We start from the raw sequence: 23,651 nt of genomic DNA on the forward strand, positions 1-23,651 counted from the left end.
GCATGACAAGCACATGACTTAACTTGCCCTTTAATTACATTGAGGGCTATTGTTAAGCAAACATCTACAGCATAAATCACATGCACAGCATCCGCTTCCGCCTGAATATGATTTTCTTAGCCATCGTGACGCTGTTTTTGGCGACATCGGGCGTGATTTCCTATTGGCAAACGCAGCAAGAGCTTGAAAACAATATGCGGCTCTCGGCCATGGCCTTGCAAAAACGTTTGCAAACCGTTTTACCAGGCATACTCTGGAATTTCGACAGCACCCAGCTGGGCCTTGTGGTAGAGGCTGAAATGCAGTCTGCCGATTTAGCGCTGCTTTTGGTTTTTAACAACGAAGAGCAGGTTGATGGCCGGATCAATGCTCAAGGCAAAATGACCGTAGCGCATAAAAGCGCTGTGCCACCCAATGCACAGACTTTCCCTATTTACTATCCCGCCAATGAAGTATCCAAACCGATGGGAAAAGTAGTTTATGTTTTCTCAAGGGAAAAAATCGCCGCCCGCTTAAATCAAATGGTTGTAGCTAAAATCATCGAAGTTGTTTTGCTGGATCTACTCCTCTTTATGGCGCTTTCACACAGCCTGCTGCTGGTGGTGATACGCCCCTTAGGGCAGCTAAGAGAAGCCCTTGTCCACGCCGCTGATGCAAAAGACTTTGATTTTAATGACATCAAGCTGGCCCACAATACTAAAGATGAATTTGCCGATGTGGCCGATGCCGTACACAGCATTACCCGCAGGCTGTGTGATGATTTAGAAAGCCGCAAAGCCGCAGAGCACGCCATGCGCGTAACTAGGGATCTCACCGAAAGCGCGTATAAACAGCTAAATGAAACCAAGAATAATTTAGTTCAGGCCGAAAAAATGGCCTCACTGGGGGGCTTGGTGGCTGGGGTTGCCCATGAGGTTAATACCCCTGTTGGCGTTATTTTAACCAGCGCATCGGTTTTATTTGAGGACACGCAAGCCTTCAAAAACAATCTGGATGCCGGTGCCATCAAAAAATCAGAAGTATTGCGCTATTCCGAAATGGCGATTGAATCCAGCCGACTGATTCTGGCTAATGCAGAACGCGCCGCCCAGCTGATACAAAGCTTTAAACAAGTCGCGGTAGACCAGACCTCTGAAGCAAGGCGCAGCTTTGAGCTTGGGGAATACATTGACGAAGTCATTATGAGTTTAAAGCCCACACTTAAACGCACCTCGGTGCGCATTGAAACCAGCTGCAACGAGAAGATCAACCTCGATGGCTACCCAGGCGCTATTTCTCAAATCATTACCAACTTTCTGACCAATGCCTTAGCCCATGCTTTTGCTGAAGGGCAGGAAGGCCTGATTTCGCTGCAAGCCACAAAAATAGACAATAACGTCACCCTGCGTTTTGAAGACAACGGTATGGGCATTCCCAGCGAGCACTTAAATAAGATTTTCGATCCCTTTTTTACCACCAAAAGAGGCAGCGGCGGCAGTGGCTTAGGGCTGAATGTTGTCTTTAATTTGGTCACCCAAACCTTAGGCGGCACGCTGGTGGTGAATTCGGAACCAGGCCAAGGAACTTGTTTTATTGCCTGCTTTCCCCTGATTGCCCCACAGGGAAAGGATGGCAAGCACGCCTAAAATCACCCGTATTCTGGTATCCTTACGCCCATGACACATGCCATTCTTTTTTATTGCCGCCCCGGTTTCGAAGCCGATGTGGAGGCCGAATTCTCCTTTAAAGCAGATATCCCGGGTAAATGGGAAATTGGCCAGGGATTTTGCATCTTTTTGCCTAAGCGCCCCGCCGATTGGGACAAGCTTTACCGCACACTAGAATGTGGCGACTGGGTTTTCCCGCGCCAGATTATTTTTGTGGCTGAAATGCTTGATTTGCCGCCTAAAGATCGCCTTACGCCTATTTTAACTGCGCTTGACAACCTTCATGAAGCGCATAAAGGCCCTTGGCGTGATGTATGGATTGAATATCCTGACACCAACGATGGCAAGGAAATCTCTTCATTCAGCCGTAAATTTGGTGCACTTCTCGATGCAAAACTCGCCGCAAAAGGTTTAGCTAACCAAGCCGATGCCAAAGCACGTCTGCATTTATTTTTTCCAACCTTAGAGCGTGTTTATATCGGCTTTACCCGCCCTGATTTTTCTGTGAACTGGCCGCTGGGCATTCCACGCCTGCGTATGCCAACCGACGCCCCAAGCCGCTCCACCTTAAAACTGGCTGAAGCGTTTATGATTTTGGTGCCCGAATCAGCACAGGTAAAACCTGGCATGAGTGCCGTGGATTTAGGCGCGGCACCCGGCGGCTGGACTTGGCAAATGGTCAGCCGAGGCTGCACCAAGATTTTTGCTATTGATAACGGCCCCATGAAAGGCAGTATGGCCATTCACCCCAGCGTAAAACATCTGCGTGAAGATGGTTTCAGATATCGCCCCAAAAGCCCGGTGGACTGGCTAGTTTGCGATATGGTTGAACAGCCCGCCCGTATTGCTGCGCTCATTTCAGACTGGCTGGTAAAAGGCCATGCCCGTCAGGCTATTTTTAACTTTAAACTGCCCATGAAAAAACGCTGGAATGAACTGCAGCGCTGCCTTGATATTATTGATGATGCGCTCGATGGTGCAGGGATCCGCTATCAGATCCGCGCCCGCCATCTTTATCACGACCGTGAAGAAGTCACCTGTTATTTAACCAAAATTAAGCGCTAATTATTGCATTGCGTGAGGGGCTGCCACAGTCCCTTGCGCAAAATCCGTCTATTTTTAAAGAGAGTTGGTCCATTGTTCATCACTAAGCAACAGGGGTATCGCATGTTTAAAGAATTCAAAGAATTTGCAATGCGCGGTAATGTGATCGACTTGGCCGTCGGTATTATCATTGGTGCGGCATTCGGTAAGATTGTTGATTCACTGGTAAAAGATATCATCATGCCGCCGATTGCCATGCTCATGGGCAAGGTCGATTTTGCTAATTTGTATTTTTTATTATCCGAAGGTAAAACCCCAGCGCCTTACGCTACCTTAGATGCGGCTCAAAAAGCCGGAGCGGTCACATTAAACTACGGCGTATTTATTAATGTGCTGATCAGCTTTGTCATCGTGACCTTTGCCGTGTTCTTAGTCATTAAAGGCCTAAACAAACTGAAACGGGAAGAAGCAAGCGCGCCTGCCGCACCTGCTGTTACACCTGAAGATATCGAACTATTGCGCGAGATTCGCGATTTACTTAAAAAGTAAACGCTTACTTTTTAAATTTAAAGCATGGGCATTTGCCCATGCTTTCATTCCTTTTTTATCCTTACTCACTTTTCACCCGCGCTTCCTGCAATATCGCTCCATCTGGCTTATTGGGCAAAGCGATTTCTGGTTTCAGTCGGCTGGCTACAGATAAATCCACCGCATGAATGGGCAAGTCAGACCCTTTGCCCGCAATGCACACTTTATTTCTGCCTGTCCGCTTAGCCTCTAATAAAGCCATATCCGCGATATGAACTAACTCGCTAAAATCAACCGGCCCAAAAGCTGAAGCCAGCCCAAAACTCGCCGTAAACACAGGTAAGCCCGCCACAGCAATCCGCCCTTCCAGCGCGGCCCTTATACGCTCCAGTCCGCACAAACCGCCAGCCTCATCAGTATTTGGAAACACCACCACAAATTCTTCACCACCAAACCGCCCCACCAAATCCCCTGGGCGCAAAGCTTCTTTCATCACACGGGCAAATAAGCGCAAGGCCCGATCGCCCGTATCATGCCCGTAGCTGTCATTTAAGCGCTTAAAGTGATCAATATCTGCAAAAGCAATACAGGCAGGCTCGGGCATGACCAGCACTCTGGCCGCTTGATTTTCTAAGCTGCGGCGATTAAGCAAGCCTGTAAGCGGATCAGTGCGCGCTTGCAATTGTGATTCGCTCATTACCCGCAGCACCCCTAAGCGCATGCCCGCGTGAGCCGCAATCGCTGTTGCCCTGAGCATTTCATCCTCATCCGGCAAATGCCGCGCTGGGCCAACAATATGCATAATCCCAACGGCCTGCCCAATGCTGGTCAGGGGAATACACACGGCCGAGCACTCTCCACCTGCTCTGCCGCGCATATAGCGACATACATCCAAAGCGCTGGCATCTTCAAATTTCTGCACCTGTCCGCGGCGAAAAGCCAAGCATTGCACGGGTGATTTAACCCCGCAGCCAGACTCTGCCGAATAATTTTCACTGCGGGACATCACAGATAAATGCGCGGTACTGGAATCGGACATCAGCAGCGCCGTCGACCGCTGAGGCAGGCCCTGCTCAATGGCTTCAGAAACAATTCCGGCTGCATCACTATCGTTTTCGACCAGCTCCAGCGCGCGGTGCACCTCAGACGTAAAATCCTGCAATGCTGCATCCCGGATCAGGGCCTGCTCACGCTGCAGGGTAATTCTCTGAAACCGCCCGCTCATCATCACCGCCAGCCATATCACCAAGGGAATGGCAATCAGCAGGGAAAACAGCACAATACGCCCCAACTCTCTTACCGAAGCAAACGCCTCCCCGGTATCCTGCCGGACGACCACGCCCCAGCCATACGCGGCAAAGCCCAGCGCTCCTTTTGAGGAAGAAAAAGCCACCAGCTCTTCATCACCATGGTTTATTTCTGTAAGCACCCCGTTATTACCGCTGATCAGGGCTTGCACCGCGGGCGAGCGTTTAGCCAAGGCAAGCGAGCCAAAGGGCTCGCCTGCTGAATCGCTCAGCACACGGCCCTGTTTATCGACGACTTGTAAATGCACCTGCTTGTAGCCACTTTGATTCAGATGCGCTTTAGTCGAGCTGACAATCGCATCCACCACTCTTTCATAGGAGGCAAAATTAGCCCATACGCGCACTATTTTGCCCTGAGCATTAAAGACCGGAGCCGCAAACAAAAGGCTGACTTCCGGTTGCCCCAGCGCCTGAGCAAGCAAAGGATCTTTTCGGGCATCTGCATAATACGTTTGCCCGGTGCCTAGAGCCCCAGCACTGATTTTTTTAAACCAGTCCGTTTCCGCTACACTCCGGCCCATCAGCTTTTCAACTTCAATACGCCTCCCATCTCCACTCACCGTATTGCTAGCCACAATTTTTCCCTGCATATCCGCCGCAACCATCAAGTCATAAAAACCATAGGCACGGACATAGGCATCCGCAGCCTGTGCCGTCATTGCTGCGGAGCCACGCACATTGGGATTCAATGCAATCATTTGCACATCGCCATAGCGTTCAAACAAATTACGATCGATTTTATCGATGATGGCATCGGCTTGTGCCGCTAGATAAACGCCCGTTTTTTCTCTGAGGCTTAACTCGCTCCGCTGATAGGCCAAACCACCCGTCAGCAAAAGAGGCAGCAAGCCCAACAGTAACAGCCCCCATAAAAGCTGCCTGCTCAGGCGGTGTAGTGCTGTATGCTGCCCGGTAATAACTGCTTTTGCCTTATGCCCGCTAAACCATGCCGTGCTCATTAAATACCTCCGGCCCTTATTTCTTACAAAAACTTAAAATAATTACCAAAATTTATTTAATGTAGACCAGGATAATTAATACATACATCTTACCAACTCAAATAGGACGCTCAGCGTATTGGCTGACGGCCTGCCTCATATTCACAGCTCACGCTACAATAACGATATGAACAAACCCATCCACTTACGTATCCGCCAATTTATTCTGGAAGGCATACGCGAACGTCGCTTTTTGCCAGGCGCAAAAATCCCCACCGAAGCCGAGCTGGTTTTGCAATTTGGCGTATCCAGAATGACCGTCAATAAAGCCGTGCGTGATTTAGCCAGCGAAGGCGTGCTGATCCGCTTTGCCGGGGACGGCACCTATGTGGCCGAACGCAAAGCCGAATCACCGCTACTGGATATCAATAATATTGCCGAAGAAATCGCCTGCCGTGGCCACCGTTACCGCGCATCGGTTGAACTGCTGCGTGCCGAACCGGCTCAGGATGAAATCGCACTCTGGCTGGGCCTCGTGACTGGCGAAACGCTGTTTCACTCGCTGATTGTGCATTTTGAAAACGATAAAGCGATCCAGATTGAAGATCGCTACGTCAACCCCGCCTTTGCACCCGATTATCTGCAACAAGATTTCAGCATTGAGACGCCAAACGCTTACTTAATGAAAAGCTGCCCGCTCACCGATATCGAGCACACGGTAGAAGCCATCCTCCCCAATGCCAGCGAGCAAGCTTTACTCAATATCACCGCCACCGAACCCTGCCTGCGCGTGCTGCGCCGCACATGGTCGCATAAGCATTTAGTCAGCTTCAGCAGGCTGTTACATCCCGGCAGCAGCTACAAACTGCGCTCGCAAACCAGGGTGAAGAAGTAAGCACGTCTCAGAAAACTCAAGCCACTCAGCCACCCTGATCCCAAAGCGCAATAAAGCCATGTCATTGTTGAACTAAGGTAAAGAAATGTTGCTTTCCGCAGGCAGAGCCTGCCTTGGTCACGACGCCCTCTTTTAGCTGAAAAACATCCCAAGCAAGCTCTGAAGACAACGCCCATCCTATGTTCACAAGGATTCTCGTTCAAAACCTGTCCCATAGATATTGGTGAACCAAACGAACAGAGACCAGAGCATGGCTGAAAACCAAGCTGGGGAGGCCTTATGAAACAAAAACGAATCTGCACAGTTGTTTTATTGTGTAAAGCGCTGCTCTTTGCCCCGCTTGGCGTAGAGGCTGGCGAGCTTGTTTTTGGAAATATGCCTTCAGGGCTGGGCGAAGGAATTAAAGTTGATTCAGGTGATGTTCAAATCGAATTGAAAGGTGCTTTAGGCATCAGCACCATCATCAGGGCAGAAAGCCCTGACTCCTTCTTTACCAGTGGCAAGGGCATGTCCACTCACAATGATGGAGATCTGAACTACGAACAAGGCGATGTGGTATCTCAAGCACTGGACGCCTATCTGCAAGCTAATCTGTCGGCTGGCAACTATGGGCTGCGACTCAGTGGCAAAGCATGGTATGACCCAAGCCTATTGAATAATTCGGTTCCGCATGGGCATGTCAGCAATGATTATTCTGCCGGCCCATTAAATGATTCGGGCTTTGCCCCGCTCAGCCAGTTTAGCGGTGTTCAGCTGCACGATGCATATCGTGTACGGCCACTTTACTGTCTTTCAAAAAGCGCTCGAGCTTCGGGCCGGGCAGCAAGTGATTCCCTGGCGCACCCCCACGACTATCCTAGGCGGCATCCAGCAAGTTAACGCACTGGATTTTGCAAGTCTTCGCCGGGGCAACCCGCTGCCAGAAACCCTGAGCATCCCCGTTCCCGCACTCTATGCCAAGCTCAAAATGAATGAGCAGCTGTCTCTTGATGCCTACTACCAGCTTGATTTTCTACCTAATGCTTACCCCGGCTGCGGCACCTTTTACTCAAGCAACGATTATGCACAGACTGGCTGCAATAAATTAACCTTAAACGGAGCCATGCTCAGCGTCTTAAACAACAAGCCCATCTCCACCAACGACCAGCAATCCAGCACCAACGCTCTGGATTATATTGCCCGAACAGCCGATCTCATTCCGGACGAAGAACAATTTGGCTTCAGCTTTAATTACAAAATAACGGAGATGTCATCACTAGGCGTTTTTTACGCCCAATACACAAGCCGTAATGCCGTGGTTCAGGCAGAACGCAATGGCCCGGGGGTATTTCTGCCAAGCAAGGCAGAGCCCTCAAGTATCGCGGGGCAATACAGACTGGCCTACCCTGCCCACCGTCATTTATTTGGGCTCAACCTGAGCCAGAGACTAGATGGCGGCGCAGGCCTTTACCTAGAGTACAGCTATCGCCCCAATCAGCCTTTACCATGGAATGGCGCAGATTTTCTGAATGGTATATTGCTTGGTATTGGCCCACTGAAACAACTCTCTGACACAGCCACAGGCTATATTGCACAGGGCTATGATGATTTTCAGATAAGCCAATGGATATTAGGTGCAAAATCCCCTTTACCTGCTGCTTGGGGAGCAAATGCAACGCTTGCTGGCGAAATAGGCATCCGGCATGTCCATAGCCTGCCTGATCCTTACGAGAAACGCTATGGCCGCGGTGGCTTTGGAATGGCGCCCAGCTCAGCCTTTCCTGCCTGCACAGGCCCGCAAGCCGCATGCGCCGTAGATGGTTTTGTCTCCGCCACGGCTTGGGGCTGGCGGCTAAAATACGAAAATGACGTTCTGTCGCAATCCGGCAACTGGGTATTGCGGCCTTCACTATCCTTTGCTTACGATGCAAAAGGCTACTCTGAAGACGGCCAGTTTTCAGAAGGCCGCTACCTGTCTGTAGCAGGCATCAGCGCCATTTTTCAAAAAAACCATAGGCTGGATTTCCGATACATCAAAACAGGTGGCGGCCTGTATAACCTGCAAAAAGACCGCAGCAGCTTTATGCTCAGTGCACGCACCACTTTTTAATCAAATGACAATCATCTGCACGGCTTATCTGCCTGCTCGTCAGGCCAATAAGCTTTTAAATCCCGACCCCGTTCTTGCGAACAATGCAGATCCGGCACTTACCCATATCAGATTTGTCTATACAAAAACACCCCGCCACCCCCCATTCCAGCAACAAATCAATCCTTATCAGACCTTTCCCTGCTTGACATCAACAGCAAAATGCGTAAATGTATATACAATTACACAGCCAGCTGCCGATGATGACCCACACTACAGAATCGCTTTGGATTAACGCCCGCCTTGCTACCCTGTCCCCAGAGCACAACGCCGCTTATGGAGCGCTGCATGGCCATGCTCTATGGATTAAGGGTGAAGAAATCCATGCAATTCTGCCGCAGGAGCAAGCTCTTACCGAGTTTGCCGGCAGAGGTGAGGTCATTGATGTGGCGGGCGCTTGGATTACCCCTGGGCTGATTGATTGCCACACCCATCTGGTATACGGCGGCAACCGCGCTGCGGAATGGGAAAAACGCCTGACCGGCGTGCCCTACCAACAAATTGCAGCAGAAGGCGGCGGCATTGTGTCCACCGTCAACGCCACGAGGGATTTATCGCAGGCAGATTTAAGCGCAGCCAGCCTGCCACGACTACAAGCCTTAATGGATGAAGGCGTGACCACGCTAGAGATCAAATCCGGCTACGGCCTGCGCCTCTATGATGAATTAAAACAACTGCGCGTAGCCCGCCAGTTTGCTGACAACTATCCAGTAGAAATCGCCACCACTTTACTTGCTGCCCACGCACTGCCGCCAGAATTTGCAGGCCGCAGCGATGAATATATTGATGAAGTGATTCACCGCATTCTGCCCGCTGCCACCAGCGAAGATTTGGCCGAAGCGGTGGATGTATTCTGTGAGGGTGTCGGCTTTAGCCCGGCGCAAACCCGCCGCGTATTTGAGGCCGCAAAAAAACACGGCCTAAAAGTAAAAGGCCATGTAGAGCAATTATCCAATCTGCACGGTGCGGCACTGGTGGCCGAGTTTGATGGCCTATCCGCCGACCATATCGAACACCTCGACGAGGCAGGCATTGCTGCGATGCAAACTGCGGGCACGGTGGCGGTACTGCTGCCTGGCGCGTTTTACTTTTTACGCGAAACCCAAAAGCCCCCCGTAGCAGCACTACGGGCTGCAGGCGTGCCGATGGCGGTATCAACCGACCTAAATCCCGGCACCAGCCCCTTTGCCTCTATCCGCCTAGCGATGAACCAAGCCTGTGTGCTGTTTGCCCTCACCCCGGAAGAAGCCCTTACCGGCACTACCCGTCATGCCGCAGCAGCACTGGGGCGCGCCGCCAGCCACGGCCAGCTGGCGGCGGGTTTTGTAGCCGACTTTCTAGTCTGGAATATCGAGCATCCGGCCGAAATTATTTACAGCTTGGGCACGCCTCTGCTCAAACAGCGGGTGTTTAGGGGCCGTTAAGCCACAGCCGATTTTTTTACCGCATTTTCTAAAAGTTTAAACAGGATAAAACCATGACCGTTTGGACTGGCCGTATTGATGCTGCAGAAGGCGATGCAGCACGGCGCTGGCATCAAGTAGTGCAGCCCTTAGCCGCAAATCAGCCTGCAGGCATTGCCCTGCTTGGCTTTGCCTGTGATGAAGGCGTGCGCCGCAATCAGGGCCGGGTGGGTGCGGTGGCGGGGCCAGTGGCTTTGCGCAAGGCGCTGGCGAATCTGGCTTATCACCCTACGCTGCCGCTTTACGACGCAGGGGACGTGGCTTGTGAGGATGGTGATTTAAACGCCGCCCACCAGCGCCTTGCCGCTGCGGTGAGCCAAAATATTCAGGCCGGGCACTTATCACTCGTGCTCGGTGGCGGGCATGAAACGGCTTACGGGCACTGGCTGGGCATTGCCGACGCACACCCTAAGCAGCGCATCGGCATTGTTAATTTCGACGCGCACTTTGATTTACGCGAGGCAGCGGAAGCCACATCCGGCACGCCCTTTGCCCAGATCGCCGCAGCTTGCGCCAAGCACGGCCAAGATTTTCATTACCTCTGTATGGGCGTGGCAGAAACCGCCAATACCCAAGCGCTATTTGCCACCGCAGAGCGGCTCAAAGCTGCTTGGCGGCTCGACACCGAAATGACATCGTGGCAACTAACTGAAACAACCGCGCAGCTGCAAGCCTTTATCGATCAGGTGGATGTGGTTTATCTGACGATTGATCTGGATGTACTGCCCGCAGCCCAAATGCCCGCCGTATCTGCCCCAGCTGGTTTTGGCGTGGAAATCAGCGTGATCGAGCACCTGAGCCGCCTCATCGCCGCCAGCGGCAAACTGGCTGCAGCCGACTTAGTAGAATTCAACCCTCAGTTTGATACCGACAGCCACGGTGCCAAAGCCGCAGCCAGACTGGCATGGGCGATTACCAGAAGCTTTAAACCTTTGTTTGCAACAAGCACCACACCTTCATTTCCGGAGCCCAACCATGACTGACCCACGCCATGATCCTTCCCGTGTTATTCGTGCCCCACGCGGTAGCGAATTGACTTGTAAAAGCTGGCTGAGCGAAGCCGCTTTTCGCATGATTCAAAATAATCTTGACGCCGAAGTGGCCGAGTATCCGCAGTCCTTAGTGGTGTACGGCGGTATTGGCCGTGCGGCGCGCAACTGGGAATGCTACGACAAGATTCTGGAAGTGCTCACTCGCTTGGAAGACGATCAAACGCTGCTGATTCAATCTGGCAAACCGGTTGGTGTATTTCCATCGCACCCTGATGCACCGCGCGTACTGCTGGCCAACTCCAATCTGGTGCCTCACTGGGCCAATTGGGAGCACTTTAATGAGCTAGATAAAAAAGGCCTGATGATGTACGGCCAGATGACTGCAGGCAGCTGGATTTACATCGGCAGCCAGGGCATTGTGCAAGGTACGTACGAAACATTTGTAGCGATGGCCAAGCAGCATTTTGGCGGCGTAGCGCAGGGGCGTTGGGTGTTGACTGGCGGCTTGGGTGGCATGGGTGGCGCGCAACCTCTGGCCGCCACCATGGCTGGGTTTTCAATGATTGCGGTGGAGTGCGATGAAACCCGTATCGATTTCCGCCTTAAAACCCGCTATGTAGACCGCAAAGCCACCACTTTGGATGAAGCGCTGTCTATCGTGGCTGATGCAAAAGAGACCGGTAAGCCGGTATCTGTTGGCCTATTAGGCAATGCAGCCGATGTCTTTGCAGAGCTGGTTGCGCGTGGCATTACCCCAGATTGCGTCACCGACCAAACCTCGGCGCACGACCCAGTACACGGCTACTTGCCCCAGGGTTGGGATATTGCCAAATGGCGCGAGGCGCAAAAAACCGACCCTGCTGGCGTCACCAAGGCCGCCAAACAATCCATGGCCAAGCAAGTACAAGCCATGCTGGATTTACAAGCGCGTGGCGCGGCCACCGTGGACTACGGCAATAACATCCGCCAAATGGCGCTGGAAGAAGGCGTAACAAATGCATTCGACTTCCCCGGCTTTGTACCAGCCTATGTGCGCCCATTGTTTTGCGAAGGCATCGGCCCTTTCCGCTGGGTAGCGCTGTCGGGCGACCCGGAAGACATCTACAAAACCGACGCCAAGGTTAAAGAGCTGATCCCAGACAACCCACACTTACACAACTGGCTAGATATGGCGCGTGAACGTATCGCCTTCCAAGGCTTGCCAGCGCGTATTTGCTGGGTAGGCCTGAAAGATCGCGCCCGCCTTGCGCTGGCATTTAATGAAATGGTTAAAAATGGCGAACTAAAAGCCCCGATCGTGATTGGCCGCGACCATCTGGATTCTGGCTCAGTGGCGTCCCCAAATCGTGAAACCGAAGCCATGCTGGACGGCTCGGATGCGGTATCGGATTGGCCACTCTTGAACGCGCTGCTCAATACGGCTGGCGGCGCAACTTGGGTGTCGCTCCACCACGGCGGCGGCGTAGGCATGGGTTTTTCTCAGCATTCAGGCGTGGTGATTGTGGCTGACGGCAGCGATGCCGCCGCCAAACGCTTAGGCCGAGTATTGTGGAACGACCCAGGCACTGGCGTCATGCGCCACGCTGATGCAGGCTACGATATCGCCAAAAACTGCGCTAAAGAACAGGGTTTAGATTTGCCAATGCTGAAGTAAATCGCCAAGCCAAATCTCAAAGCACAGTTCCTAGGATGGGTGGAGCCGGTGCTTTTACGGCGATACCCATCGCAAGCCTATTGATGGGTATCGCAAAAAAAACTCCACCCATCCTACAAACACACTGGATCACACAATGAGCACATTCAATATCAAGCCCGGCCAATTAACGCTTGCAGACTTACGCAAGATTGCACGCGATGAAAGCATCACCCTTAGCCTAGATGCGTCTTCCCATGCAGGCATTGATGCCGCTGCCGCCACCGTGGCGCGTGTTCTGACTGAAGGCCGCACGGTTTACGGCATTAACACCGGCTTTGGCCTATTGGCCAGCACCAAGATTGCGACGGAAGAGCTGGAACTGCTGCAACGCTCCATCGTACTTTCGCACGCGGCAGGCATTGGCAAGCCGATGGAAAACGGCACGGTGCGTTTGCTGATGGCGCTTAAAATCAACTCGCTGGCGCGTGGTTTTTCCGGCATCCGCCGCTCGGTGATTGAAGCGCTGATTACCCTGTTTAATCACCAGATTTATCCGGTGATTCCGCAAAAAGGCTCGGTGGGCGCTTCGGGTGATTTGGCCCCGCTTTCTCACATGAGCGCCGTTTTAATCGGCGAAGGCGAAGCCTTTGTCGATGGTAAACGCGTCACTGGCGCAGCAGCGATGCAAGCGGCCGGTTTAGAGCCAATCGTGCTCGCCCCAAAAGAAGGCCTAGCGCTATTAAATGGCACACAGGCCTCCACCGCCTTTGCACTGGAAGGCTTATTTGCCGCTGAAGATTTATTCATCGCCGCATCCGTAGCAGGCAGCTTATCGGTTGAAGCCGCCATGGGCAGCCGCACGCCATTTGATGCCCGTATTCATGCGGTGCGCGGCCATGCAGGGCAAATGGATTCGGCGGCGTTTTACCGTGACTTGCTTGGGGAAACAAGTGAAATCGCCCAGGCTCACGCCAACTGCGGCAAGGTACAAGACCCATATTCATTACGCTGCCAGCCACAGGTCATGGGCGCATGCCTAACGCAAATCCGCAATTCGGCCGAGATTTTGCTGGTAGAAGCCAATGCCGTATCGGATAACCCGCTGGTGTTCTCTGACGACAATGTGATTTTATCTGGCGGTAATTTCCACGCCGAGCCAGTGGCCTTTGCCGCAGATAATCTGGCACTGGCGATTGCCGAAATCGGCTCGCTGTCTGAGCGCCGCATGGCGCTGTTGATCGACAACAATCTGTCTAAATTGCCCGCTTTCCTTGTGAATAATGGCGGCGTTAACTCCGGCTTTATGATCGCCCAAGTCACTGGCGCTGCGCTGGCTTCAGAAAACAAATCACTGGCTCACCCCGCGTCCGTTGACAGCCTGCCAACATCCGCCAATCAGGAAGACCACGTTTCTATGGCCACCTTCGCTGCGCGCCGCCTGAAAGACATGAGCGAAAACACCGCAGGCATTCTGGCGGTGGAATTACTCGCAGCTTGCCAAGGGATTGATTTCAGAGCACCCAACAAGGCATCCGATAAGCTGGAAGCCGCCAAAGCCCTGCTGCGTGCCGAGGTGACTTTCTACGATAAAGACCGCTACTTTGCACCCGATATCGAAAAAGCAGCGGCCCTGATCAGCCGTGCAGCTTACAACTCATTCAGCCTGCCAGGCCTGTTGCCTTCGGTGTAATTGCATCTTAAGCCGCCACAAAAAAAGCCCGCTTTACATCAGCGGGCTTTTCTTATTCGGCAGAAAAAAATTAAACCATCAGCGAATTGAAATCTCAACCCGCCTGTTTCTTGGCTCCAGTGTTTCATCTGGCGTCATCACCAGCAAATTGCGCTCGCCATGCGATTCCACCGTCAGGGCATGATATTCAAGCCCTTTTTGCTTTAACCACTCAGCCACTAAATTCGCCCTGACCAGAGCCAGCTCTTCATTAATGGCCGCACTTCCTAAGGTATCGGTATGCCCCACCACAGAGATATCTACCGCTGGCCATTTTTTTGCCTCGGCGATAATTTCTGGCAACAGCATTTCAGATGCTTCTGTCAGCATGGTATCTACTTGAAAGTACAAGAGGTAATGCTTAGGAATTTTAGGCCGTGCCGCCATGGCTTCGCCAAAGTCTTCCTGAATCTGATCTGCATCCACAGGGGCAGGCACTTCTGATCCATCCAGCGCGGCACCATATCCAGCAATATTAATCAGTTGCTCTCCCTGTTCACCCTTTACCTGCACCGCACCGGTGTGACCATTAGGGTTTTCAAGCAGCACAACATAAGAGTTTGAAGCACAGCCCTGTAGCAATACCGCTACAAACAATAAAAATGAGCCTGTAAATCCCTTAAGCTGATTCAAGCGCATGCCTTATTCCTCGACTTTGACTACAAATTGTGTGCCCCGCACACCAATAATACCGGCGGGTGTTTTAATCGCAACCGCATCTGGCTGCAATTTTGCAATCACACCAGATACGTAATTCATGGTGCCCTTTGCCATCATACTGACGAGGCTAAGCTTGCCCTGAGCAGGTGAATACAGGTATTCATCCACGGTTAGCTGGGTATCCGGACCAAAAGACATAATGGTTTCGTCTTTAAATGTAAGCCCCATACTGCTTTTAGCACCGGTTTTTAATACACTGCCTTGCATAACAGCCGTGCCAACCTCTGCTTTGACCACCTTCCCCCCCGTTGTGACCGAGGCCTCACCATTCACATTTTTCACATAGGCAATCGGTGTTTCAGCCGCCCATAGGGCAGAGGATAATAACAACCCGCAAATAAAAGTGAATTTAAACATGACTTTTTCTCCTTCACCGATGGAAAAGCTTTAAATACCATAAGCTTAACATGCATTTGTAAGCATTAATTGTCCATATTCCCCCAGCACTGACAGCCGTACGCCATCAGTTCTGTATATCATTAGCTCGTGTTTTCAGTATTCATTTTCTACAAATAGAATTCAGAATAATGAAAGGCAAGTGATAATCTAAATAAGCCATGCACAGGGCCTTTTATTGTGCCACGCTACTTAAAACCAAGTGATTAGTGTAAGAAAACACCTTCGGGCTTATATGAACAATACATCACTTCTGCGGCTCAGTATTTTTCTTCCGCTTACAGCTGCTTTAATGGGCTTAATCCTGCTATTAGCCGACCCAGCCCTTTTGCAATCACTGCGTAATAATATGTTTGATCAGTACCAGCGCTGGTCACCCAGAGAAAACACGGATGATTCAGTCCGTATTATTGATATCGACGATGAAAGTCTTGCCCGCATGGGGCAATGGCCTTGGCCACGAAAACAAGTTGCCGAAATAACAGATCGCTTGCATGGCGCGGGCGCAGTAGCCATTGGCTTTGATGTGGTATTTGCAGAATCGGACCGCACTACGCCCCGCGCCATGGCCAATCTCTGGGCGCTCAATGGCCCCTTACGCAGCGAGCTTGAAGCCCTTCCCGATCATGATCAGATGTTTGCACAAAGCATCAGAAAAGCGCCGGTTGTGCTTGGCTTTACGGTGCAGCGCGAGCGGCCACCCCAAGATGAAATACACATACCTGCCCGCCCTTTTCGCTATATTTACGCCGGGCCGCAGCCAGTGCGCTGGCTGCATTCATTTCAAAGCGCCATTCTAGCCCGCTCAGAATTTGAAAGCGCAGCCAGTGGCAATGGCGCGCTTAATTTTGTGCCCGACAGTGATGGTGTCGTTCGCCGTATTCCACTTTTACTGCGTGTTGCCAACGAATCTGTCCCATCACTGGATGCAGAAATTCTGCGCGTGGCTCAGGGCGAAAAAAACTATATTTTAAAATCGCAGGAAAATGGCCAGGGGATCAGCGAAATACGAATTGGCCGCTATACAATCCCCACCACCGAAAATGGTGAAGTCTGGATGCACTACGCCCCCTCTAGCCCCAGCCGCTATTTACCTGCATGGCAGCTGTTCACCGGGCAAATTCCTAAAGAGCAATTACAAGGCAAAATGGTGCTAGTGGGCAGCTCGGCCCAGGGGCTGATGGACCTGCGTTTTAGCCCGCTTGGCCGCATCCTTCCCGGCGTAGAGGCACACGCTCAGCTCCTAGAGCAAATCAGCTCCGGCCATATTTTGCAACGCCCTGCATGGGCCAGAATCGCCGAAATACTGGCCACACTGGCAGGCTGCCTTGCTATCGGCCTGATGGCCGTCAGAACCCGCGCACTGCATGCAGCCAGCATTACGGCAGCCTTACTTTTATGCTTGCAGCTGGGTGCGTGGTATGCATTTACCGAATACGCACTGCTGATTAACGCAGTGACCCCATCGCTGATTTTTACCGCAACATTTATTGCGGGCAGCCTATTGCATCACTGGATGAGCGAGCGAGAACAACGCTGGATTAAACAGGCATTTTCCCGCTATGTATCGCCAAACCGCGTCAGCCATCTAATTGAACATCCTGATTCAATGGCTTTGGGCGGCAGGCGGCAGGAATGCAGTTTTATTTTTACCGATCTGGCCGATTTTACCTCGCTGATGGAAAGTATCGATCCAGCCCAAGCGGTGGTCTTACTGAATGATTATCTAGACCAGATGATTGCCATCGCTTTTAAACATGAGGGCACGCTGGACCGGATTGTGGGCGATGCAGTTGCCATTATGTTTTCTGCCCCCATGCCGCAAGCCGACCACCGCGCCCGCGCCTTAAGCTGCGCCCTAGAAATGGATGAATTTGCCAGCCAGTATTCCAAAGCACTGAATGCCAAAGGACTGCATTTTGGCCTGACCCGTATCGGCATTCACTCCGGCGAGGTGATTGTGGGCAACTTTGGCGGCTCCACTATTTTTGACTATCGCGCCCTAGGTGATCCAGTTAACACCGCAGCTCGTTTAGAAAGTGTAAACAAACATCTGGGCACACATATCTGCATCTCAGAAGCCACTTTATCCGGCTGCCCGGATGCGCAGACCCGCCCGGTTGGACGTTTAGTCCTTAAAGGAAAAAACAAAGCATTGCAGGTTTTTGAGCCTCTCACCCCGTCGCGTCTCGCTGACTATGCCGGGCTTGAAGCTTACGAAAGTGCTTATCAGGCCATGGCTCAAAAATCACCGGATGCTATCCACCAATTTAACGAGATGGCCCAACGCTACCCCAATGATCCCTTAGTCCTACTGCATCAGCAAAGGCTAAACCGGGGAGAGCAAGGCGATTTAATTGTTATGACAGAAAAATAGAGGTCTATATGAGCACCGCAAAAATCAACCGCTTTATTCAAATTTTCAGCGATGCTTTTACCCGGCTGGATGCAGATGTTCCCATGCCACATATCGAGCGGCTGGCGATTTTAATCCACCGCGCCATGGAAAACAGAACCCGAAAGTATCACACCTCCATGCATATTTTTGAGCTGTGCGAAGGCCTAGGTGCAAGGCCCACACTGGCCGCTCTGTTTCACGATTTAGTCTATTACCAGCTGGACGGCTGCTTTCCCCAACAAACCCATTCTTTACTCAGCAAAGTGTGCCATCTCGAAAATGGCGGGTTTATTTTGCAGGAAATGAGCCATGACCCGCTTGCCACTCTGTGTGCAGAAATTTTTAACTTCAAACCCTATCAGGCCCTGCCGCTCTATGGCGGGATGAATGAATTTTTAAGCGCAGTGGTGGCTGTCAGGCTGTTAAAACCCTACCTGCCTCTGAGTGATTTAATCGCCATTGTGGCCTGTATTGAAGCAACCATTCCTTTTCGGGCAACAGACACCAATGGCTGTGGGCTGCTGGAAGATAAAATCAGGCAGCAATGCAAAAAACGGCTTGAGATAGTGGATGACGCACAATGCGATGAATATGTAACAGAGGTCATGCATGAAGCGATCAGCTTAAGCAATGTGGATGTAGGCGGCTTTGCCGAAGCCAACCCCAGCAAGTTTTTATCATCCACCTGGCTACTAATTGAGGAATCAAACACCCCGCTCAACGCGGTTGGTGTTTACACCCTGCAAGACTATCGGATGGCCTTACTCAGAATGGAAAAATTTCTGCACGGCTTAAAAGCAGACGTTGTGTTTCATCAGTATGCTGGCGTTCCAGACACCGAAGAATATCAGCGCCTGAGCAAGGCCGCGCATAACAATATTATGTTTTCCTGTGATTTTCTGGCCGCAAAACTCACCTCCATTGCCCTGATCGAAGCTATGGCCGTCGAAACGGGAGGGGACTGCCCTGTATCCATGTTTTTGGGCGATATTCACAGCAGCAGCGGCACTAAACCAGAGCGTGCAGAAGATTACCTGCCCCTGCCGCACGATGCGCTGGATATCAGGCCTGAGCTGCTGCAGGTTTTTGAGCAGGGGCGCTCAGAAGAAACTGAGCTGGATCTCAATGCCTCCCCCCTTACGGCCTTTCTTTACCGCTGCTTAGGACATCAAGGCACATTACAGGCGTGGAAACAGGCACAACGCTTTTTCTCCGGCGAGCTATCCTCGCTTGATTTTCTTAAAAGCCTAGACCCTAAACTGGTTATTGCCATGACAGAAGCCTGTATGCATATTGCCATTTCCAGAAAAGAAGAACTGCAGCATCTGCATAGCAGTTTATCTGCTGCAGCCGCTTAAACCACCCGGCTAAATATGCAGCCAACATCTTGTTTTGCTAAGCGGGCTTGCTTATCTGCAGAGCCTGGCAAGGCCTAATGCTTTTTTGCAAGCCACTCAGAGCAAGGGCAAATCAAGGCACGCCAGCAAAAGCATTAAAAAAAATCAGCACATTAAAAACGATGCAAGCCATTTGAAATAAATTCATACGTCATTTCTCCGGCTTGTAAGGTAAATAGTAATGTTCTTAATTTATTTACAAGAACATGCTTACAGCGATATAAAGCACCCTCGTGCAAATTATGCCATCAAGATTGCGATGTGAAGTTTGGTAAGCCATTGTCTTTTGCAGTACAAAGTCCGCCCCACAGGGCCGCGCTTTCGTCTCCAGAAACCTGTTGCTCCCCTCATCATCCATCGCGCTGTATCAATGCCTGCCCGATTGCAAATCGATTGCTTTGGGCAATGCATCAAATTTTAACGAAGGAAGTATTAAATGAAATTGCGCTCTATCGCCCTTACCGGCCTGTTTACCTGTTTATTAGCCCCTGCAGCCTCTGCTTTTGATATTGGCGGCCTGATCAAGGCGGGTGAGCAAGCTTTGCAAGCCGCTACACTTTCAGACACCGATGTTAAATCACTGGCAAATCAGGCTTGCGTACAAAGCGATTCCGAATCAAAAATTGCACCGGCTAAAAACAAATACAGCAAACGCATGGATGCGATTGCCAAAAAACTGGGCACGGATATCAACGGCCAACCTGTTAATTACAAAGTGTATTTAACCAACGATGTTAACGCATGGGCGATGGCAAATGGCTGCATCCGCGTATACAGCGGCCTGATGGATCTGATGACAGACGATGAAGTTATCGGCGTAGTGGGCCACGAAATGGGCCATGTGGCCCTAGGCCACTCCAAGAAAGCCATGCAAACCGCCTACGCTGTTGCTGCCGCACGCACCGCAGCGGGCTCATCCGGCAATGCCACCGTGGCCCAGCTCAATGGCTCTGATTTAGGCGAATTTACTGAAGGCCTGATCAATGCTCAATTCTCGCAATCGCAAGAATCAGACGCAGATAATTTCTCTTTTGATGTGTTAACACAGAAAAAATTAAACCGTGAAGCTCTTGCCTCTGCCTTCCAGAAACTGGAAAAACTGGGTGGCGGCGAGCACAGCATGCTGAGCTCGCACCCGGCATCTGCTGATCGCGCTAAAAACATCCAAAACCGCATCGCCAGCGGTAAATAAAAGCTAAAAGCTTAATACGCAGAGGGGCTTTGCTTTATTTTTAAATAAGCAAAGCCCCTTTTCACACACCCTTCCCCTGCGATCAATCTCTGCCTGCATCCATCTGAAGATACAAGCTTAAAAATCACTGCCGTTTTATTGTCTACTCTATTAATATATATGTACGCTATATGTCAGCAAGCCAACACACTGCATTAACTACCTTCAGGAAATCCATCCTTGCAGATCAAACCATTCTGTCTTTGCCTTGCTATTGTCCTGCTTTGTGCCTGCGGTAAAAAAGAAGAAATGGGCGACATGCCTGCCGAAGCAAGCACTGCCGGCTCAGCGGCAAATAGCGCCCCAGTCAGCAGCAAAGAACAGCTTAGCTCCAGCGCCAACACCTATAGCGATAGTACCCGCCAGTTTATCCGCACGGCCGATGCTAAGTTTCAAGTGAAAGATGTATATAAATCTGCACTGATTATTGAAGACATCACCGCTCAGCTGGGTGGCTTTGTAGAAAAGAACGCCATTAAATCTGAAATTGCCCAAATTCACTTTGAAGCGATTGGCGATAATAAAAAACTAAAACTCACTGAATACACCGTAAATGGCGCATTGATCATTCGGGTGCCCAGCGAAAAAACCCAGGATTTTCTGCGCCAAATTGCGGGGCAAATCACCTTTTTAAATGAGCGTACTTTCCTCGCGCAAGATGCACAATTTGAGCTACTGAAACAAAGACTGGGCGTTCGCCGCAATCAGGAAACGCAAAGCCAAATGGGCAAAGCCGCCAAAAACAGTGGCAATGCAGAAGACAAAGCCATTGCAATTGATGCACAAGACAGCAGCAAACAAGCCAGAGACAACGCGATTATTCTGGAAAAAGAATTCGCCGATCAAGTGGCATTCAGCAAAATCACTTTATTTTTGGATCAGCCCTCACAGATCAATCAAACCGAAGTCAGCGATACAGAAGCCATCATCAAACAAGCCCGCCCAAACTTTTTCTACCGTATGGGGAAAGCAATTCAATCAGGCTGGTATTCGGGGCTGGACGCCAGTATCGAGCTGATGAAAATCTGGCCTTTATGGCTGGTGATTGCAGCGATTGCTTTATTAATACGCAAGTTTAGAAAAACTAAAAAAGTATCTGAAATAAAATCAGAGCATGAAACAAAAATAAGCGACGTAGAGTAATAAGCAAGCCGCCTTGCCATTTAATCCTCTGAGCTTTAAAGCCCATTCTGCAGGAATGGCTTAAACTGCAAAACGGCATCCACCGTGCGGTCGCAGCTAAAGCCAGCCCTGTAAAAAAACTCACTTTTCGATGTTGGCTTGCCTTGCTAGGACGGCCCTAGCAAGGCTTCATCAATTCAAACATTCCGCACAAACATGCGCTTTTCAACCTAAAAACAAAGCCTCCGCCCCGGCCTTTTGCCGTGCTAAACCGTCCACTACATCCTCTGCCCGCCTGAGCGATTGTGCCAAACGATCGTCAGCAAATTCATCATATTCAACCGCCACGCCCTCTGTGTGGGTAATGCCGATATATGCAAATGCTGTTTTCACAGCGGCCTCCACATGGTTACTTGCTGCTAACCGCCCGCCTGAATCGTAACCAAAATCACCACGGGCAGATAACAACACCAGCCGCTTAGCTTGCCCGGTCAGCATGGGCCAGTAAGGCTGGCCTTTGCGAGTGCGATCAAAACCAAAAGTCACACCCACCCGTACAATATTGTCGATATATGCCTTAAATTGCGCAGGCGGCCCAAAGTTATACATCGGCACGCCCGCAACAATGACATCAGCAGCGAGTAACTCACTGATCAATAGATCGCTTTCAGCCAGCACATCTCTCATCCACGCCTCACGAGCTTCCACGGGCGTAAACGCAGCATGGATCCATTGCCCGGTAATAAACGCAGGCGGCGCAGCACCCAAATCACGGTAAATCACTCGCCCATGGGGATGCTGGTTTAGCCATTGCTTCGCAAAACGAGCGCTCAGGCGGCGAGTGTGCGATCCATGAAGATCTTCCCCAGAAAAACCACTGCGTGCACTTGAATCAAGGTGTAATAAGGTCGGCATGTTTTAAACTCCAATCAGTGATTAAATTCATTCATGCCTTAGTTTGTTTTAATTAATTCAACGCTACAAACGAGTAATTTTGCTGCTATAACTGATTTAAATTCATGTATGATTTTAAGTATGAGACCCAGACTCCCCTCCCTTTCTGCCCTGCGTGCCTTTGAAGCAGCCGCGCGGTTAAAGAGCTTTAAGCTGGCAGCAGAAGCGCTGTCCGTCAGCCCCACTGCGATCAGCCACCAAATTCGAATACTGGAAGACAGCTTGTCTTGCGCGCTTTTTGTACGCCAAACGCGAAAAGTTGATTTGAGTGCCGAGGGTGAATTACTTTACGCCGCCACAAAAGAAGGCTTTGATTGCATTGCGGCGGGCCTTGAGCGCTTGCGGGCAAGACAGCGCAGCACAGTGACGCTTTCAGCAACGCCTGCCTTTACCACAAAATGGCTGGTGCCCCGCATGGCGGCGTTTCAAGCAGCGCATCCTGAAATCGATCTGCATATTCACGCATCAAATCAAGCTGTGGATTTGCACTCAGGTGCCGTTGATTTAGCCATTCGTTATGGCCAGGGCAGCTATCACGACTTACTGGCCACGCGACTACTGCAAGACCACTTTGCACCCGTTGCCAGCAAGCAACTGCACATCCGGCAGTTATCCGATTTAAGCCTGCATCCGCTGATTCACTTTGACTGGCACAGCCCGCCACCAACGCATTTAACATGGACGGGCTGGCTACAAAATGCAGGGATAAGCGATCTGGATAGCACAGCGGGTATTCGTTATTCAGAAGAAAGCCACGCCATCCAAGCCGCCCTTGCCGGGCAAGGCGTCGCGCTGCTGAGTTTAGAATTAGTCAGAGAAGAAATAGCAATGGGCCTGCTGGAAGCGCCTTTAACGCCGATCGTCGAAGGGCTGGCCTATCACCTTGTACGTTCGGCACTAAAACCAGCTGCTGCGCCTGTAACCCTCGTTGAAGAATGGTTGATACAAGCAGCGAGCACTCACCCAAAAGAATACTCAGGCCTGTAGACACAGAAATCAGTACGCACACAAAGAACGCCCTACACCAGCCCTAATGCCGTTCACTTAAGGTATTGGTTTTGCTTCCCCCTTTGTAAAAGGGGGATTGAGGGGGATTTGCCTTTGGTTTTTTGCTTATTAAAGCTCAG

Annotated in this window: 19 protein-coding genes; 15 read left to right on the forward strand and 4 right to left on the reverse strand. The window is 51.0% G+C overall.

Features of this window, described 5'->3' with window-relative positions:
• Positions 1–80: 80 nt before the first annotated feature.
• The 3 genes from DYD62_RS14920 (at position 81) to mscL (ending at position 3,239) form a co-directional block, all read left to right on the forward strand.
• A complete protein-coding gene (locus DYD62_RS14920) occupies positions 81–1,625 on the forward strand; it encodes a sensor histidine kinase (protein WP_115228095.1) in 1,545 nt (514 codons plus the stop codon).
• Positions 1,626–1,655: 30 nt separating this feature from the next.
• The gene (gene rlmM, locus DYD62_RS14925; protein WP_115228096.1) at positions 1,656–2,711 is read left to right on the forward strand and encodes a 23S rRNA (cytidine(2498)-2'-O)-methyltransferase RlmM; all 1,056 of its coding nucleotides are present in this window, start codon (positions 1,656–1,658) and stop codon (positions 2,709–2,711) included.
• Positions 2,712–2,813: 102 nt separating this feature from the next.
• Entirely contained in the window at positions 2,814–3,239 is a 426-nt protein-coding gene (gene mscL / locus DYD62_RS14930) for a large conductance mechanosensitive channel protein MscL (RefSeq protein ID WP_115228097.1), read from the forward strand.
• Between the two features lie 61 nt (positions 3,240–3,300).
• On the opposite strand, the gene DYD62_RS14935 is transcribed toward mscL, so the two are convergent.
• Positions 3,301–5,484: a sensor domain-containing diguanylate cyclase gene (locus tag DYD62_RS14935; RefSeq protein WP_115228098.1), complete on the reverse strand. Its 2,184-nt coding sequence runs from the start codon at positions 5,482–5,484 to the stop codon at positions 3,301–3,303.
• A gap of 166 nt (positions 5,485–5,650) precedes the next feature.
• On the opposite strand from DYD62_RS14935, the gene hutC reads away from it, so the two are divergent.
• The 7 genes from hutC to hutH all read left to right on the forward strand — a co-directional run bounded on the left by hutC (position 5,651) and on the right by hutH (position 14,267).
• On the forward strand, positions 5,651–6,358 hold the full coding sequence (gene hutC / locus DYD62_RS14940) for a histidine utilization transcriptional repressor HutC (protein WP_115228318.1): 708 nt from the start codon (positions 5,651–5,653) through the stop codon (positions 6,356–6,358).
• A 279-nt stretch (positions 6,359–6,637) separates the two neighbouring features.
• Positions 6,638–7,237 carry a DUF1302 family protein gene (locus DYD62_RS24235; protein WP_267896122.1) on the forward strand — a complete coding sequence of 200 codons (600 nt, stop codon included), beginning with the start codon at positions 6,638–6,640 and terminating at the stop codon, positions 7,235–7,237.
• Positions 7,185–8,447, forward strand: a complete 1,263-nt coding sequence (locus DYD62_RS14945; RefSeq protein ID WP_267896123.1) for a DUF1302 family protein — start codon at positions 7,185–7,187, stop codon at positions 8,445–8,447. The genes DYD62_RS24235 and DYD62_RS14945 overlap by 53 nt, the downstream gene beginning before the upstream one ends.
• A gap of 209 nt (positions 8,448–8,656) precedes the next feature.
• Complete coding sequence (hutI, locus tag DYD62_RS14950; RefSeq protein ID WP_115228099.1) at positions 8,657–9,910, forward strand: imidazolonepropionase; 1,254 nt, start codon at positions 8,657–8,659, stop codon at positions 9,908–9,910.
• Between the two features lie 53 nt (positions 9,911–9,963).
• Positions 9,964–10,932, forward strand: a complete 969-nt coding sequence (hutG, locus tag DYD62_RS14955) for a formimidoylglutamase (protein ID WP_115228100.1) — start codon at positions 9,964–9,966, stop codon at positions 10,930–10,932.
• Positions 10,925–12,595 (forward strand): urocanate hydratase, encoded by a 1,671-nt coding sequence (hutU, locus tag DYD62_RS14960; protein ID WP_115228101.1) that lies wholly within the window; start codon positions 10,925–10,927, stop codon positions 12,593–12,595. Before hutG ends, hutU begins: the two co-directional genes overlap by 8 nt.
• Before the next feature lie 136 nt (positions 12,596–12,731).
• Positions 12,732–14,267, forward strand: coding sequence for a histidine ammonia-lyase (gene hutH / locus DYD62_RS14965; protein WP_115228102.1), 1,536 nt, complete (start codon positions 12,732–12,734; stop codon positions 14,265–14,267).
• A 78-nt stretch (positions 14,268–14,345) separates the two neighbouring features.
• Here hutH and DYD62_RS14970 read toward each other — a convergent pair whose 3' ends face one another.
• Together DYD62_RS14970 and DYD62_RS14975 are read right to left on the reverse strand one after the other, a co-directional pair.
• Positions 14,346–14,945 (reverse strand): OmpA family protein, encoded by a 600-nt coding sequence (locus DYD62_RS14970; protein WP_115228103.1) that lies wholly within the window; start codon positions 14,943–14,945, stop codon positions 14,346–14,348.
• Positions 14,946–14,948: 3 nt separating this feature from the next.
• Positions 14,949–15,383 carry a FecR family protein gene (locus tag DYD62_RS14975; RefSeq protein WP_115228104.1) on the reverse strand — a complete coding sequence of 145 codons (435 nt, stop codon included), beginning with the start codon at positions 15,381–15,383 and terminating at the stop codon, positions 14,949–14,951.
• A gap of 331 nt (positions 15,384–15,714) precedes the next feature.
• Between DYD62_RS14975 and DYD62_RS14980 the strand changes: the two genes are divergently transcribed.
• The 4 genes from DYD62_RS14980 to DYD62_RS14995 all read left to right on the forward strand — a co-directional run bounded on the left by DYD62_RS14980 (position 15,715) and on the right by DYD62_RS14995 (position 21,591).
• Positions 15,715–17,799 (forward strand): CHASE2 domain-containing protein, encoded by a 2,085-nt coding sequence (locus DYD62_RS14980; protein WP_207916789.1) that lies wholly within the window; start codon positions 15,715–15,717, stop codon positions 17,797–17,799.
• 8 nt (positions 17,800–17,807) lie between these two features.
• Positions 17,808–19,178 carry a hypothetical protein gene (locus tag DYD62_RS14985; RefSeq protein WP_115228106.1) on the forward strand — a complete coding sequence of 457 codons (1,371 nt, stop codon included), beginning with the start codon at positions 17,808–17,810 and terminating at the stop codon, positions 19,176–19,178.
• 475 nt (positions 19,179–19,653) lie between these two features.
• Positions 19,654–20,409: a metalloprotease LoiP gene (gene loiP / locus DYD62_RS14990; protein ID WP_115228107.1), complete on the forward strand. Its 756-nt coding sequence runs from the start codon at positions 19,654–19,656 to the stop codon at positions 20,407–20,409.
• Between the two features lie 219 nt (positions 20,410–20,628).
• On the forward strand, positions 20,629–21,591 hold the full coding sequence (locus DYD62_RS14995) for a DUF4349 domain-containing protein (RefSeq protein WP_115228108.1): 963 nt from the start codon (positions 20,629–20,631) through the stop codon (positions 21,589–21,591).
• A gap of 204 nt (positions 21,592–21,795) precedes the next feature.
• Here the strand turns inward: DYD62_RS14995 and DYD62_RS15000 are convergent, their stop codons facing one another.
• Positions 21,796–22,485, reverse strand: a complete 690-nt coding sequence (locus DYD62_RS15000; RefSeq protein ID WP_115228109.1) for an FMN-dependent NADH-azoreductase — start codon at positions 22,483–22,485, stop codon at positions 21,796–21,798.
• Positions 22,486–22,605: 120 nt separating this feature from the next.
• Between DYD62_RS15000 and DYD62_RS15005 the strand changes: the two genes are divergently transcribed.
• On the forward strand, positions 22,606–23,511 hold the full coding sequence (locus tag DYD62_RS15005) for a LysR substrate-binding domain-containing protein (protein ID WP_115228110.1): 906 nt from the start codon (positions 22,606–22,608) through the stop codon (positions 23,509–23,511).
• The last annotated feature ends 140 nt before the right edge of the window (positions 23,512–23,651 follow it).

This window comes from Iodobacter fluviatilis (genome assembly GCF_900451195.1).
In the GTDB taxonomy this organism is placed as follows: Bacteria; Pseudomonadota; Gammaproteobacteria; order Burkholderiales; family Chitinibacteraceae; genus Iodobacter; species Iodobacter fluviatilis.

Excerpts from the sequence above, each read along its gene's own strand:
- DYD62_RS14975 (WP_115228104.1), bottom strand. The coding sequence starts at position 15,383 with ATGTTTAAATTCACTTTTATTTGCGGGTTGTTATTATCCTCTGCCCTA.
- mscL (WP_115228097.1), top strand. The coding sequence starts at position 2,814 with ATGTTTAAAGAATTCAAAGAATTTGCAATGCGCGGTAATGTGATCGAC.
- hutC (WP_115228318.1), top strand. The coding sequence starts at position 5,651 with ATGAACAAACCCATCCACTTACGTATCCGCCAATTTATTCTGGAAGGC.
- DYD62_RS14970 (WP_115228103.1), bottom strand. The coding sequence starts at position 14,945 with ATGCGCTTGAATCAGCTTAAGGGATTTACAGGCTCATTTTTATTGTTT.
- loiP (WP_115228107.1), top strand. The coding sequence starts at position 19,654 with ATGAAATTGCGCTCTATCGCCCTTACCGGCCTGTTTACCTGTTTATTA.
- hutH (WP_115228102.1), top strand. The coding sequence starts at position 12,732 with ATGAGCACATTCAATATCAAGCCCGGCCAATTAACGCTTGCAGACTTA.
- hutU (WP_115228101.1), top strand. The coding sequence starts at position 10,925 with ATGACTGACCCACGCCATGATCCTTCCCGTGTTATTCGTGCCCCACGC.
- DYD62_RS14920 (WP_115228095.1), top strand. The coding sequence starts at position 81 with ATGCACAGCATCCGCTTCCGCCTGAATATGATTTTCTTAGCCATCGTG.
- hutI (WP_115228099.1), top strand. The coding sequence starts at position 8,657 with ATGTATATACAATTACACAGCCAGCTGCCGATGATGACCCACACTACA.
- DYD62_RS24235 (WP_267896122.1), top strand. The coding sequence starts at position 6,638 with ATGAAACAAAAACGAATCTGCACAGTTGTTTTATTGTGTAAAGCGCTG.
- rlmM (WP_115228096.1), top strand. The coding sequence starts at position 1,656 with ATGACACATGCCATTCTTTTTTATTGCCGCCCCGGTTTCGAAGCCGAT.
- DYD62_RS15005 (WP_115228110.1), top strand. The coding sequence starts at position 22,606 with ATGAGACCCAGACTCCCCTCCCTTTCTGCCCTGCGTGCCTTTGAAGCA.
- DYD62_RS14980 (WP_207916789.1), top strand. The coding sequence starts at position 15,715 with ATGGGCTTAATCCTGCTATTAGCCGACCCAGCCCTTTTGCAATCACTG.
- DYD62_RS14935 (WP_115228098.1), bottom strand. The coding sequence starts at position 5,484 with ATGAGCACGGCATGGTTTAGCGGGCATAAGGCAAAAGCAGTTATTACC.
- hutG (WP_115228100.1), top strand. The coding sequence starts at position 9,964 with ATGACCGTTTGGACTGGCCGTATTGATGCTGCAGAAGGCGATGCAGCA.
- DYD62_RS15000 (WP_115228109.1), bottom strand. The coding sequence starts at position 22,485 with ATGCCGACCTTATTACACCTTGATTCAAGTGCACGCAGTGGTTTTTCT.
- DYD62_RS14985 (WP_115228106.1), top strand. The coding sequence starts at position 17,808 with ATGAGCACCGCAAAAATCAACCGCTTTATTCAAATTTTCAGCGATGCT.